Annotated in this window: 15 protein-coding genes; 10 read left to right on the top strand and 5 right to left on the bottom strand. The window is 50.3% G+C overall.

The genetic code is table 11. The annotated features are described in order from the left end of the window. Positions 1-43: 43 nt before the first annotated feature. The 4 genes from murJ to rimJ form a co-directional block, all read right to left on the bottom strand. Positions 44-1,579 (bottom strand): murein biosynthesis integral membrane protein MurJ, encoded by a 1,536-nt coding sequence (gene murJ / locus FDX03_RS06340; protein WP_137345645.1) that lies wholly within the window; start codon positions 1,577-1,579, stop codon positions 44-46. Between the two features lie 223 nt (positions 1,580-1,802). Further along, positions 1,803-2,726, bottom strand: a complete 924-nt coding sequence (locus FDX03_RS06335; protein ID WP_137345644.1) for a Gfo/Idh/MocA family oxidoreductase — start codon at positions 2,724-2,726, stop codon at positions 1,803-1,805. Between the two features lies 1 nt (position 2,727). Next, positions 2,728-3,375 (bottom strand): YceH family protein, encoded by a 648-nt coding sequence (locus tag FDX03_RS06330; RefSeq protein ID WP_115643184.1) that lies wholly within the window; start codon positions 3,373-3,375, stop codon positions 2,728-2,730. 35 nt (positions 3,376-3,410) lie between these two features. Beyond that, positions 3,411-3,995, bottom strand: coding sequence for a ribosomal protein S5-alanine N-acetyltransferase (gene rimJ, locus FDX03_RS06325; protein ID WP_005129064.1), 585 nt, complete (start codon positions 3,993-3,995; stop codon positions 3,411-3,413). Positions 3,996-4,255: 260 nt separating this feature from the next. On the opposite strand from rimJ, the gene mdtH reads away from it, so the two are divergent. The 9 genes from mdtH (at position 4,256) to FDX03_RS06280 (ending at position 11,175) form a co-directional block, all read left to right on the top strand. Then, entirely contained in the window at positions 4,256-5,464 is a 1,209-nt protein-coding gene (gene mdtH, locus FDX03_RS06320; protein ID WP_048211221.1) for a multidrug efflux MFS transporter MdtH, read from the top strand. 116 nt (positions 5,465-5,580) lie between these two features. Then, entirely contained in the window at positions 5,581-6,141 is a 561-nt protein-coding gene (locus FDX03_RS06315; protein WP_061068127.1) for a lipoprotein, read from the top strand. 104 nt (positions 6,142-6,245) lie between these two features. Next, a complete protein-coding gene (pyrC, locus tag FDX03_RS06310) occupies positions 6,246-7,292 on the top strand; it encodes a dihydroorotase (RefSeq protein ID WP_048211219.1) in 1,047 nt (348 codons plus the stop codon). Between the two features lie 74 nt (positions 7,293-7,366). Next, positions 7,367-7,612 (top strand): DNA damage-inducible protein I, encoded by a 246-nt coding sequence (gene dinI, locus FDX03_RS06305; protein WP_048211218.1) that lies wholly within the window; start codon positions 7,367-7,369, stop codon positions 7,610-7,612. 339 nt (positions 7,613-7,951) lie between these two features. Continuing rightward, positions 7,952-8,206: a biofilm formation regulator BssS gene (bssS, locus tag FDX03_RS06300; RefSeq protein WP_003036154.1), complete on the top strand. Its 255-nt coding sequence runs from the start codon at positions 7,952-7,954 to the stop codon at positions 8,204-8,206. Between the two features lie 279 nt (positions 8,207-8,485). Further along, on the top strand, positions 8,486-9,601 hold the full coding sequence (solA, locus tag FDX03_RS06295; protein ID WP_115601800.1) for an N-methyl-L-tryptophan oxidase: 1,116 nt from the start codon (positions 8,486-8,488) through the stop codon (positions 9,599-9,601). A gap of 55 nt (positions 9,602-9,656) precedes the next feature. Next, entirely contained in the window at positions 9,657-9,770 is a 114-nt protein-coding gene (locus FDX03_RS06290) for a YceO family protein (protein WP_071887361.1), read from the top strand. Between the two features lie 261 nt (positions 9,771-10,031). Further along, on the top strand, positions 10,032-10,598 hold the full coding sequence (locus tag FDX03_RS06285) for a cytochrome b (RefSeq protein WP_137345643.1): 567 nt from the start codon (positions 10,032-10,034) through the stop codon (positions 10,596-10,598). Position 10,599: 1 nt separating this feature from the next. Continuing rightward, positions 10,600-11,175: a YceI family protein gene (locus FDX03_RS06280; protein ID WP_048211216.1), complete on the top strand. Its 576-nt coding sequence runs from the start codon at positions 10,600-10,602 to the stop codon at positions 11,173-11,175. Between the two features lie 47 nt (positions 11,176-11,222). On the opposite strand, the gene FDX03_RS06275 is transcribed toward FDX03_RS06280, so the two are convergent. Continuing rightward, positions 11,223-12,275 (bottom strand): rhodanese-related sulfurtransferase, encoded by a 1,053-nt coding sequence (locus FDX03_RS06275; RefSeq protein ID WP_040230660.1) that lies wholly within the window; start codon positions 12,273-12,275, stop codon positions 11,223-11,225. Positions 12,276-12,494: 219 nt separating this feature from the next. Here FDX03_RS06275 and FDX03_RS06270 point away from each other — a divergent pair, with 219 nt between their 5' ends. Next, positions 12,495-13,415, top strand: coding sequence for a Kdo(2)-lipid IV(A) acyltransferase (locus tag FDX03_RS06270; protein WP_005129093.1), 921 nt, complete (start codon positions 12,495-12,497; stop codon positions 13,413-13,415). Positions 13,416-13,513 lie beyond the last annotated feature (98 nt).

Here is a 13,513-nt window from a genome sequence, read left to right as displayed (position 1 = left end):
GGCCGGATGCGGCGTTGCGCCGCCATCCGGCATAGGATGTTCATTACGCCGTCCGGCGTACAAACTCTTTCACTTTAAAGCCCAGCACGGCGAGCGCAGCAAAGTAAGCTGCAATACCTGCCACCACGACGGCCATCAGACGCAACAAACGCCATAACATCGTACCTTGAGACCAGTCCGGCATCATGTAAAGCATCCCTACCAGCGCGGCCGACATCACCAGCACAGAAATCACCAGTCGCATCAGGAACCAGGCCCAACCCGGTTGGGGAGTAAAGATTTTCTGCTTACGCAACTGCCAGTACAGCAATGACGCGTTCAGACACGCTGCCAGACCAATCGACAGCGACAGCCCGGCATGCTTCAGCGGCCCGATAAACGCCAGGTTCATTACCTGGGTCATAATCAGCGTTACAATGGCAATCTTTACCGGCGTTTTAATATCCTGGCGCGAATAGAAACCTGGAGCCAACACTTTCACCACGATCAAGCCAATCAAACCAACCGAGTACGCCACCAGCGCACGCTGGGTCATGGCAGCATCAAAGGCGGTAAATTTACCGTACTGGAACAGAGAAACCGTCAGCGGTTTAGCCAGAATACCCAACGCTACGGCGCTCGGTAATGCCAGCAGAAAACACAAACGCAGGCCCCAGTCCATCAAACGGCAATACTCGTCATGATTACCGCTGGAAAAGCTTTTGGACAGCGATGGCAGCAGGATAGTCCCCAATGCTACGCCGAGTACGCCAGACGGAAATTCCATCAGGCGGTCGGCATAGTACATCCATGAAACCGAGCCAGAGGCCAGAAACGAAGCGAAAATCGTATTGATAATCAGTGAAATCTGGCTGACTGATACCCCAAGGATCGCCGGGCCCATCTGCTTGACGACGCGCATCGCCCCCGCATCGCGGAAGTTCACACGCGGCAGCACCAGCATGCCAATTTTCTTCAAATGTGGAAGCTGATAAACCAATTGCAGCACACCGCCCACGGTGACAGCCCACGCCAACGCCAGCACCGGCGGATGGAAATAAGGCGCGGCAAACAGCGCGAAGCCGATCATACTGATATTCAGAAACGTGGGCGCAAACGCCGGAATGGAAAAGCGGTTCCAGGTGTTCAGGATTGCCCCCACCAGCGAAGCCAATGAGATCAGCAGAATATAAGGAAAGGTAATTCGCAGCAGTTGGGTGGTCAGTGTGAACTTATCTGCAGTATCGGCAAACCCTGGCGCGGTGACCATTATCACCCACGGCGCAGCAAGCATCCCGGCCACCGTGACGACGGCCAGCGCCAGCGTCAACAGCCCGGAAACATAGGCGACAAACACGCGGGTGGCGTCTTCGCCCTGCTTACTTTTGTATTCGGCAAGAATCGGTACAAACGCCTGAGAGAACGCTCCCTCAGCAAAAATGCGGCGCAGCAGGTTAGGAAGTTTGAATGCCACAAAAAAGGCATCTGTCGCCATCCCTGCGCCAAAGATTCTGGCGACAATCGCATCACGCGCAAAACCCAGCACACGTGAGAACATCGTCATCGAGCTGACGGCTGCCAGCGATTTTAATAAATTCATCTATGTTGTATTCCAGACTCTGAGGCAGAACCCCGCATAATCAGCCCATTTACCGGATAAGACATAAGCGCCGATATCCGATAATTTCGCAGTGCCTGCTGGCAACGCCTTTGCGTCTTATCAAGCCAACAAACCAGTCAAGGGCTGAAAAGAGGTGTTATTTTTGAGTTGGCATATAGTACCTGGATTACATTGAATTACTACCGCCAGATGTTACAGGGGGTTATTCCGCCATCGCCTCCCGCCACAGCATTTCGACAACGCGCTGGGCCAGTAGCGCCTGTTCGCCTGCCGTCTGCGGAACCGTCTGATTTTGCACGCACTCAATAAAATGACGTGCGCATCCGGCAAAACCACGCTGTTCCAGGGTAGTTTGCCAGCCTGCTACCGGCTTGTGCACTACGCCTTGCCCACGTTCCTCGCGCCATTCACGCATATCCGTAACGTCAATCAGGCCACCGTCCGTCACCGCCTGCACACTCTCGCGTTGGCTACCAGCACGGCGGTGCATACTGGTGGTTATCTGTAGCTGATCGGCAGAAAAATGATGTTCAGCATAAAGCATTTCACCGATGTCATTTGTTAACAGCGTGCCGCCATTAAGTTGAACCTTTCCTCCTGCCAGCCACAGCGCGGTGTCTATCACGTGCAGATAATCATCCAGCAGCGTAAAACGCAGATCGTGCGGCCCGACGCTGTTCGTACGGTGCTTGTCCATACGGACTGACGCCGCATTGCCCAACTGCACCTTTAGATCCTGATACAGCGGCGCAAAGCGACGATTAAATCCAACCATTAGCGTCAGTTTTTTCCGCGCCGCCAGCTCCACCAGTTGTTCAGCTTCGCGCAGATTTTCTGCCAGCGGCTTGTCCACACAAACATGAACGCCGGCATTCAGCAACTCACTCACTACGGCGTAGTGAGTGGCGGTACTGGAATGAACGAAAACGGCATCGCAGGTTGCCGCTAAATTCTGTACGGAATCAACGTATGGCATTCGCCAGGTATCACAAATACGCTGCGCTTTTTCCCGCGAGGGGGACCATGCGCCCTGCAGCGTCCAGTCCGCAGATGCGCCCAACACTGGCAACCATGCCTTTTGCGCGATGCCCCCTAACCCGACCACGCCAATACGCAATTTTCCCACGTTAGTCTCCCAGGTGTGCCAATAACGAATCGAGCCGCTGTTTCAACTCTGCCACTTCGGTTTCCAGCGCTTCAACACGCGCCTGCAAATCTCCAGACGCCGTCTGCGGTTCATCTGCCGCAGCGAGTGACTCATCAACCTCGCCACAAAACAGGTGCATATAACGACTTTCTCGTTTCCCAGGTTCACGCGCCAGGCGGACCACATAAGGGCCATCTTCCCGGGTAGCCAGTTTCTCCAGCGTCGACTCCACTTCCGCCATATCGCTGAACTCATACATTCGGGATGCGCGGCTACGTAATTCACCCGGTGTTTGAGCGCCACGGAGTAACAGCGTGGTGATCAATGCCACTTCACCCGCGCTAAGCTTAAGATTGCCAAACTCTGAATTACAGAACCGCTGTTCGTATTTGGTCACGCGATTACCAAAGCCGCTAACCGTACGCAGAAAATGCCTTTTTACCAGGTTATCAAGCTGATCCTGCACGTCGGCTTCCGATAGATTCATCACCGGTTCACGGTTGGTTTTTTGATTACACGCGGTCACCACACCATTCACGGAAAGGGGATATTGTTCCGGTGTAGTAACCTGTTTTTCTAATAAGCAGCCAATCACACGGGCTTCGGTGGCGGTTAATTCGTATTTCATCGTCTTCTCCATTATTCAGGCCGTGCGCCTGAAACTTAGCGACCGGGGGTCCATTCTGATGTTGTCAACGCCGTCAGCACATGATCGCGCCACTGTCCATCAATCAGCAGATAGTCTTTTGCATATCCTTCTTTCTCAAAGCCGAGTCGCGCCAGCAAATCGCCGCTACGCTTATTGTGTGGCATGTAGTTCGCCATAATGCGGTGAATATGTTGCGTCCGCTGCACATAACGAATAGCGGCGGTCAGGGCTTCGTACATCAGCCCCTGCCCTTGCCACTTCTGCGCAATGGAATAACCGAGATAACAGGCGTGGAAAGATCCGCGCACCACGTTCGAGAAGTTCGCAACGCCGATAATTTCTTTTTCGTCAGGATCGAGCAACGCGAAATACCAGGCTGTGCCTTGTTTATGGAATTCAGAGATCATGCTCAGACGCGCCTGCCAGCCAGAGGGGTAGCAGTGGCTTTCATCGCGGATAGGTTCCCAGGGCTTTAAGAAATGACGATTCTCTGCGTAATAATCTGCCAGACGCCAGGCATCACGCTCATGCACCAAACGCACGACCAGGCGGTCCGTGGTTAAGCGCACTTTTGGCACGTTACTGCGATAGCCAAACATTCTATACCTACTCCTTCCCGTAACGTCTTCAATACGCAATTCGCATTACTATACCTGTGCAAATACACCGTGTGAAAAGAGCAAAATGCCATTTTTTGAATTATTCACACATTTTGATGAAAACTCTCTATCAAGACTGACTTTTGATAAAAAAATATTGTCCCGCCAAGGGTGGGAAAAGCACAAACGACACCGCAGAATAGAAGGTGCTTATCTTTTAAACTCTCCACCGAGTGACGAGTTTTTTCCCTGGAGGGGAAATGTCGCAAGTCTCGCAGGCAAGGAACCTGGGTAAATATTTCCTGCTCATCGATAATATGCTGGTCGTGCTGGGTTTCTTTGTCGTTTTCCCACTGATCTCTATCCGTTTCGTCGACCAAATGGGCTGGGCCGCCGTGATGGTCGGTATCGCACTTGGATTGCGCCAATTTATCCAGCAAGGTCTGGGGATTTTTGGCGGCGCAATTGCTGACCGCTTTGGTGCCAAACCGATGATTGTGACCGGTATGCTGATGCGTGCCGCCGGGTTCGCCACGATGGGGATTGCACACGAACCCTGGCTATTGTGGTTCTCCTGTTTCCTCTCCGGTTTAGGTGGTACGTTATTCGACCCGCCCCGCTCGGCGCTGGTGGTCAAACTGATCCGCCCGGAAAAGCGCGGGCGTTTTTTTTCTATTCTGATGATGCAGGACAGTGCCGGTGCCGTGGTCGGCGCATTGCTCGGCAGTTGGCTGTTACAGTACGATTTCCGTCTGGTTTGCGCCGTAGGCGCGATTTTGTTCGTTCTGTGCGCCGCGTTTAACGCCTGGCTACTTCCGGCATGGAAGCTATCTACCGTGAAGATTCCCGTGCGCGAAGGCATGAGCCATGTGATGCATGACAAACGCTTTGTCACCTATGTCCTGACGCTGGCGGGGTATTACATGCTGGCGGTACAGGTTATGTTGATGCTGCCGATTATGGTTAATGATATTGCCGGTTCGCCGGCCGCCGTGAAGTGGATGTATGCCATCGAAGCGTGTCTCTCTTTAACGCTGCTCTACCCTATCGCCCGCTGGAGTGAAAAACGTTTTCGTCTTGAACATCGGCTGATGGCAGGCCTGCTGATCATGTCTCTTAGCATGATGCCCATCGGTCTGGTCGGGAATTTACAGCAGCTTTTCACCCTGATTTGCACCTTCTATATCGGTTCTATCATCGCCGAACCGGCGCGCGAGACGTTGAGCGCGTCGTTGGCAAATGCGCGCGCACGGGGCAGTTACATGGGCTTTAGCCGCCTCGGATTAGCCATCGGCGGTGCCATCGGTTATATCGGTGGCGGCTGGCTGTTTGACATGGGTAAAGCACTGTCACAGCCAGAACTCCCGTGGATGATGCTCGGCATTATCGGCTTTATCACCTTCCTCGCGCTGGGTTGGCAGTTTAGCCATAAACGCCCGTCACGCGGCATGCTGGAACCTGATGCCTGATAGCTGACCAGACGTCCCGGACTCAATTTCAGTTTTTTCTGCTGGTGCCCGGGCCGCTGGTGCTGGATGCTGCTTTGTGTCACGATTACGCCACAAGTATCATGTTGAGGAACCCCATGAAAAAGATTTTTTTTGCTGCTGCACTGATTGTCAGCGGCCTGTTGGTTGGTTGTAATCAACTCACACAATACACGGTTAGCGAGCAAGAGATTAATCAGGCACTGGCTAAGCATAACGACTTCTCGAAAGATATTGGTCTGCCTGGCGTTGCTGAAGCCCACATCGTACTGACCAATCTCGCCAGCCAGATTGGTCGCGAAGAACCGAATAAAGTGACTCTGACAGGCGACGCCAATCTGGATATGAATTCCCTTTTTGGTAGCCAGAAAGCGACCATGAAGTTGAAGTTAAAAGCATTGCCAGTCTTCAATAAAGAAAAAGGCGCGATTTATCTGCAAGAAATGGAAGTGGTCGATGCGACCGTCACACCAGAGAAAATGCAATCTGTACTGCAAACTCTGATGCCCTACTTAAATCAGTCGCTGCGGAATTACTTTAACCAGCAACCGGCCTACATTCTGCGTGAAGACAGCAGCAAAGGCGAAGCATTGGCGAAAAAACTGGCGAAAGGGATTGAGGTTAAACCGGGTGAAATCATTATCCCGTTCACCGATTAATAAACAACAGGGCGCTAATGCGCCCTTTTTTTCGTGCAAACGAAAACGTTTCCGCTTATCCTTTGTTTCCGGCAAAAAAGACTATCCTCAGCCGGAGCATATTAATGACTGCACCATCCCAGGTTTTAAAGATCCGCCGCCCAGACGACTGGCACCTTCACCTTCGCGATGGCGACATGTTGAAAACTGTCGTGCCTTATACCAGTGAAACTTATGGTCGCGCGATCGTTATGCCAAACCTCGCTCCGCCGGTCACGACAGTTGATGCGGCCATTGCGTACCGTCAGCGCATTCTGGACGCTGTACCCGCCGGACATAACTTTACTCCGTTAATGACCTGCTACTTAACGGACACGCTGGATCCTAATGAACTTGAGCGTGGATTCAATGAAGGCGTCTTCACCGCCGCGAAACTTTATCCCGCTAATGCAACAACCAACTCGACACAGGGTGTAACCTCGGTCGATGCCATTATGCCGGTACTGGAGCGCATGGAAAAATTGGGGATGCCACTGTTGGTGCACGGTGAAGTGACGCACGCTGATATCGACATTTTCGATCGCGAAGCACGTTTCATCGAAACGGTGATGGATCCCTTACGTCAGCGTTTAACCGCGCTAAAAGTGGTGTTTGAACATATCACGACCAAAGATGCCGCCGAATACGTGCGCGATGGCAACGAGCTTCTTGCAGCAACCATCACACCGCAGCATTTAATGTTTAACCGCAACCATATGCTGGTCGGTGGAATTCGTCCGCACCTGTACTGCCTGCCAATACTTAAACGTAACGTTCACCAGCAGGCGCTGCGTGAACTGGTTGCCAGCGGATTCAGTCGTGCATTCCTGGGTACCGACTCCGCACCGCATGCGCGTCATCGTAAAGAGTCCAGTTGCGGCTGTGCGGGCTGCTTTAATGCGCCAACCGCGCTGGGCAGCTATGCCACTGTGTTCGAAGAGATGAACGCCCTGGACCATTTCGAAGCCTTCTGCTCACTCAATGGCCCACAGTTCTATGGTTTGCCGGTGAATGAGACCTTTATTGAGCTGGAACGCGTGGAGCACCTGGTCCCGGAGAACATTGCGCTGGAAAACGATACGTTGGTGCCTTTCCTTGGCGGTGAAACGGTACGCTGGTCAGTAAAACGCTAAAAAAGTGTAGCCTCCTGTTGTCAACTGACGCAGTTAACTGTATAAATAACCAGTATAAACAACAGGGGGCTATTATGCGTATTGAAGTCACTATTGCCAAAACTTCACCTTTACCAGCCGGTGCTATCGACGCGCTGGCAGATGAACTCTCCCGCCGTATTCATCATCATTTTCCGGATAACGAAGGTAACGTTACCGTTCGTTATGCCGGTACCAACAACTTGTCGGTTATTGGCGCAACAAAAGAGGACAAAGAACGCATCAGCGAAATCCTACAGGAAACCTGGGAAAGCGCGGATGACTGGTTCATCAACGAATAAAAAATGATATGCAGTGATGTTTGTTTGCCGGGTCGCCCCGGCTTTTTTATGCGTGCATCCTTTAAATCAATCTTGCATTCACCACGCTAGCAGATAATTTATATTAAACACATTGATTATCTTTTAATCAAAACACCAAAATAATTGCACAACATGCTAAAAAAAAATGAATGACATGTTGTTTTATTAATCATATAACACTGAAAACAAAAAATTTATGCGCCGCCCTCTTTAAATTTTCAATGAATACCCTTATTTATTGATATACTGAAGTTGCTTCAGAAAAAAACGCATTGAACCTCGAAAACCGTTGTCTAGTAACACGAATTAGGGGGCATGATGGAAAAGAATAATGAAGTCATTCAGACTCATCCGCTTGTAGGATGGGACATCAGCACTGTTGATAGCTACGATGCGCTGATGCTGCGTTTGCACTACCAGACCCCGAATCGTCCGGACCCGGATGGGACTGAGGTCGGTCAAACGCTCTGGTTAACCACTGATGTTGCCAGGCAATTTATTTCGATATTAGAAGCCGGAATCGCTAAAATTGAATCTGGCGATTACCAGGTAAATGAGTATCAGCGACATTAAACCTGATACATCACACCATCAAAAGGCACCTTCATGGTGCCTTTCTTATTTGCAGGTTGAATATTCCGGGTCAGTTATTTACTCTGCTATACCTGTCATACTTCAAGTTGCATGTGCGTTGGCTTTATTACTCGGCCCATCCCTGGGATTCGCTGCGTCGCCGCGTGATTCGGCCTTACGGCCTCACCCCTTCGGGGGCGCTGTTCAAAACGGTCCGGGCGTTTGGTCCTGCAACTCGAATTATTTAAGGTATACTATCGCGATTGCAGAGAGAAGCGGATGAAATACGACTTAATCATTATTGGCAGCGGTTCCGTGGGCGCCGCAGCCGGATACTACGCCACTCGCGCCGGTCTCAACGTTCTGATGATCGATGCGCATATGCCACCGCATCAACAGGGCAGCCACCACGGCGATACACGATTAATTCGTCATGCGTATGGCGAAGGTGAAAAATACGTTCCGCTGGTGCTACGTGCGCAAACATTGTGGGATGAACTTTCCGCACAAAATGAAGAGCCTGTTTTTGTTCGCTCTGGCGTTATCAACCTGGGTCCTGCAGATTCGACCTTTTTAGCGACCGTGGCGCAAAGTGCCAAACAGTGGCAACTCAATGTCGAACAGCTGGATGCAGCAGCCATCATGACTCGCTGGCCAGAAATTCGCGTGCCTGAAAACTATATCGGGCTGTTTGAAGCCGAATCCGGTTTTTTGCGCAGTGAGCTAGCCATTAAAACCTGGATTCGCCTGGCTGAAGAGGCAGGTTGTGCGCAGTTGTTTAAATGCCCCGTCACGGCAATTCATCACCACGATGATGGCGTAACGGTTGCAACAGCCGATGGTGACTACCACGCGAAAAAAGTTGTCGTCAGCGCCGGCACCTGGGTCAAGGCATTATTGCCTGAACTGCCGATACAGCCGGTGCGTAAGGTATTCGCATGGTATCAGGCTGACGGGCGCTACAGTGTCAAAAACAAATTCCCGGCATTTACCGGCGAACTGCCTAATGGCGATCAATACTACGGTTTTCCGGCTGAAAATGACGAGTTAAAAATTGGCAGGCATAACGGCGGACAGGTCATTCATTCACCTGAAGAACGTAAACCGTTTGCCGCTATCGCCAGCGATGGTTCGGAAGCCTTCCCATTCCTGCGCGCTATTTTGCCTGGCATCGGCTGTTGTCTGCATGGCGCATCCTGTACTTACGATAACTCGCCAGATGAAGACTTCATTATCGATACGCTGCCAGACCATGACAACACGCTGGTGATTACCGGACTCAGCGGACACGGTTTTAAGTTTGCTTCCGTACTGGGCGAAATTGCGGCTGAGTTTGCCCAGGGTAAACCGTCAGCCTTTGACCTGACGCCATTCAGGCTGTCCCGTTTTAAGTGATAATTGATCAATGGCCTCGTTGGTGAGGCCATTTTAAATGACAGGAATAACATTGATGCGCCGCATCTTTAACTATCTGGTTAATAATATTCGCGAGCATTTCATGCTCTACATTATTTTATGGTCGCTGCTGGCGATTATGGACGTCATATATATTATGTTCTTCTAATCTATATGCGCTGACATTAATTGACAAAAACTGATAGTTACTTAATTTCATTGCAATAAACTGAATAACATAATTTTCATCCTTCCTTGTTTTCAAGCCCTTCTCAATGGCCACTCACACTAATGATTTGATGATTGCACCTACAATCAATCAATTTTATTGAAATAAAAACAAATATCATCACCATTGTTATTTATTAGTTGCATTAATGTCTTTTACGCGCCATTTTCATTCACTTCTGAAATATCTAACGGTGTATTTATGCAATTCAATAATAGTCCACAGCGCTATGGCGTGGTGTCTGCCGCATTACACTGGCTGGTCGCTATTGCCGTCTATGGCATGTTTGCTCTGGGTTTATGGATGGTAACACTCAGTTATTACGATGGTTGGTATCACCAGGCGCCTGAACTGCATAAAAGTATCGGTGTGTTGCTGATGATGGGGCTGGTTGTCCGCATTGTCTGGCGGGCTGTTTCCCCTCCCCCTGCCGCACTGAAAAGCTATTCCCGTTTAACCCGTATTGCGGCGGCATTGGGACACCTCACGCTGTATACCCTGCTTTTTTCTATTGGCATCAGCGGCTATCTGATCTCTACCGCAGACGGTAAAGCAATAAGCGTATTTGGTTGGTTCGATGTTCCCGCCACGTTTGCCAACGCAGGCGTGCAAGCTGACATCGCCGGTAGCGTGCACCTGTGGCTCGCGTGGGCCGTGGTGGTTTTATCACTTCTGCATGGGTTAATGGCCCTGAAACATCACTTTATCGATAACGACGATACCCTTAATCGCATGTTGGGAAAATCGTCATCTGACTATGGAGCTTAAAATGAAAAAAAACCTGCTGGGACTCACACTCGCCTCTTTATTATTCACGACCGGCTCTGCTATCGCGGCGGATTACAAAATTGACAAAGAGGGACAGCATGCCTTTGTTAATTTCCGCATTCAGCATCTGGGATACAGCTGGCTGTACGGCACATTTAAAGACTTCGACGGCACATTTACCTTTGACGAGAAAAATCCGGCTGCCGATAAAGTCAATGTCACCATCAACACCAACAGTGTTGATACCAATCATGCCGAACGTGACAAACACCTGCGTAGTGCAGAATTCCTCAATGTGAGCAAGTTCCCGCAGGCCACCTTTACGTCCACCAGCGTGAAGAAAGAGGGCAACGATTTAGATATCACCGGTAACCTGACCCTGAACGGCGTCACCAAACCGGTAATACTGGATGCAAAGTTGATGGGTCAAGGGGGCGATCCATGGGGTGGCACACGCGCCGGTTTTGAAGCTCAAGGGAAAATAAAGCTGAAGGATTTCAACATTACCACCGATCTCGGTCCCGCTTCGCAGGAAGTCGAATTAATTATCTCGGTGGAAGGCGTACAGCAGAAATAACATCCTATTGATGCCGGATGAGGCTTTTGCCGCCATCCGGCATCGTGTTATTGCGCAGGATCGGGAATACCGAGCTTAGTATTTAAACGACCACGCGATTTATTAAAGATCTTATTGCCATTCTCACGTCCCGCGCGACGGCGGCGCTGCTCTTCTTCCGGCAGTTCGCTCTCTTCACAACACAGTTCACTACAGCAGCCTTTATACTTTTGCGCACAGGCTGGACATTGTATAAACAGCAGATGGCAGCCATCGTTTTTGCAATTGGTATGGCTGTCACATGCGGTACCGCACTGGTGACAATGCGAAATCACATCGTCAGAGATCCTCTCTCCCATGCGTTCATCGAAAACAAAATTTTTGCCGATAAAACGCACAGGCAGCCCCTGCTCACGCGCTTTGCGGGCATACTCAATAATGCCGCCCTCAATGTGCCAGACTTTGCTAAACCCGTTATGTTTCATCCAGGCACTGGCTTTCTCACAACGAATCCCCCCGGTACAATACATAACGATTTTTTTATCCTTATGCTCCTGCATCATTTCTACCGCTTTCGGCAGCTGATCGCGGAAGGTGTCTGCCGGGATCTCCAGCGCGTTTTCGAAGTGACCCACTTCATATTCATAGTGGTTGCGCATATCAATAAACACCGCATCCGGATCGTCCAGCATGGCATTCACTTCAGCTGCCTTCAGATAATCACCCACGTTGCTGGCGTCAAAATCAGGATCATCAATGCCATCCGCAACAATTCGCTCACGGACCTTCATGCGCAGAACCCAGAAAGATTTGCCGTCATCATCTAATGCAATATTGAGACGCAACCCGGATAATGCAGGATCAAATGCGTATAACTGTTGGCGAAAGGCATCAACGTTACTTTGCGGTACACTGATTTGTGCGTTAATGCCTTCCCGTGCAAGATATACGCGGCCAAACACATTCAGTGTAGTGAACAGTTGATACAGTGCATCACGCGTTTGCTGAGGATCAGCGATGGTGAAATATTTATAGAATGAAATCGTCGTGCGCGGCTCAGATTCCGCCAGCATTTTAGCTTTGAGCGCGTCATTCGAAATGCGGTTGTGTAACACTGGCATGGTGTACGTATCCTGCAATCAGTAAAAATGAAAATCGGCCGGCATGATAAAGCAAACTTCGCCAATTTACATCCACACATTTTACGCTACATTTCATACTTCACGATAAAAACGCAACAACAATTGATGGTTTAATCACCACTCTCCCGTCGTAAATTTTAGATACGCGCAAAAAAATGCGACAATACAGGGAATTGGTCGTTAGAAGACAGGATAGACATGACGAATTTACCCAAGTTTTCGGCTGCGCTACTGCATCCGCGTTATTGGTTAACCTGGCTGGGTATTGGCATCCTTTGGTTAATCGTACAGTTACCCTACCCAGTGCTCTATAAATTGGGATGCGCATTAGGCCGTCTGGCATTACGCTTGATGAAACGTCGGGCAAAGATTGTTTCCCGCAATCTGGAACTGTGCTTCCCGCAAATGAGCGAGCAGGAACGCCAGCAGATGATGGTAAAAAACTTTGAGTCTGTCGGTATGGGCGTAATGGAAACCGGCATGGCCTGGTTTTGGTCCGACAGGCGAATATCACGCTGGACTGAAGTTATCGGAATGGAGCATATCCGGGACGTTCAGGCACAAAAGCGTGGGATCCTGTTAGTTGGTCTGCACTTTTTGACCCTCGAGTTGGGTGCACGCCAGTTTGGCTTACAAGAGCCGGGAATTGGTGTGTATCGTCCTAACGACAATCCTCTGCTCGACTGGCTACAAACCTGGGGGCGTATGCGCTCCAATAAATCAATGCTCGATCGTAAAGACCTGAAAGGGATGATTAAAGCGTTGAAGAAAGGTGAAGTGGTCTGGTACGCGCCGGATCACGACTATGGCCCTCGCGCCAGTGTATTTGTGCCTTTGTTCGCCGTTGAACAGGCTGCGACGACGTCCGGAACCTGGATGCTGTCCCGAATGTCGAATGCCTGCCTGGTGCCATTTGTTCCCCGTCGCAAACCTGACGGCAAGGGGTATCAATTGATCATGCTGCCACCGGAGTGTTCACCACCGCTGGACAATGCTGAAACAACGGCGGCCTGGATGAATAAAATCGTTGAAAAATGCATTATGATGGCCCCCGAGCAATACATGTGGTTACATCGCCGCTTCAAGACACGCCCTGAAGGCTCCCCGTCTCTGTACTGAGTCTTTGTTGCAGTCCTGTGGGCTGCAACACCTTCTCTCCCCTTTTAGGTTTAACTGCTATCCGCATTGCAGCAACTATCAACCAGGCGCATAATTAG

The organism is Citrobacter sp. wls827, from assembly GCF_005280875.1.
GTDB classification, from domain to species: Bacteria; Pseudomonadota; Gammaproteobacteria; order Enterobacterales; family Enterobacteriaceae; genus Citrobacter; species Citrobacter youngae.
Note: the sequence above shows the minus strand (reverse complement) of the source record. Positions and strands in the feature narration are given on the sequence as shown.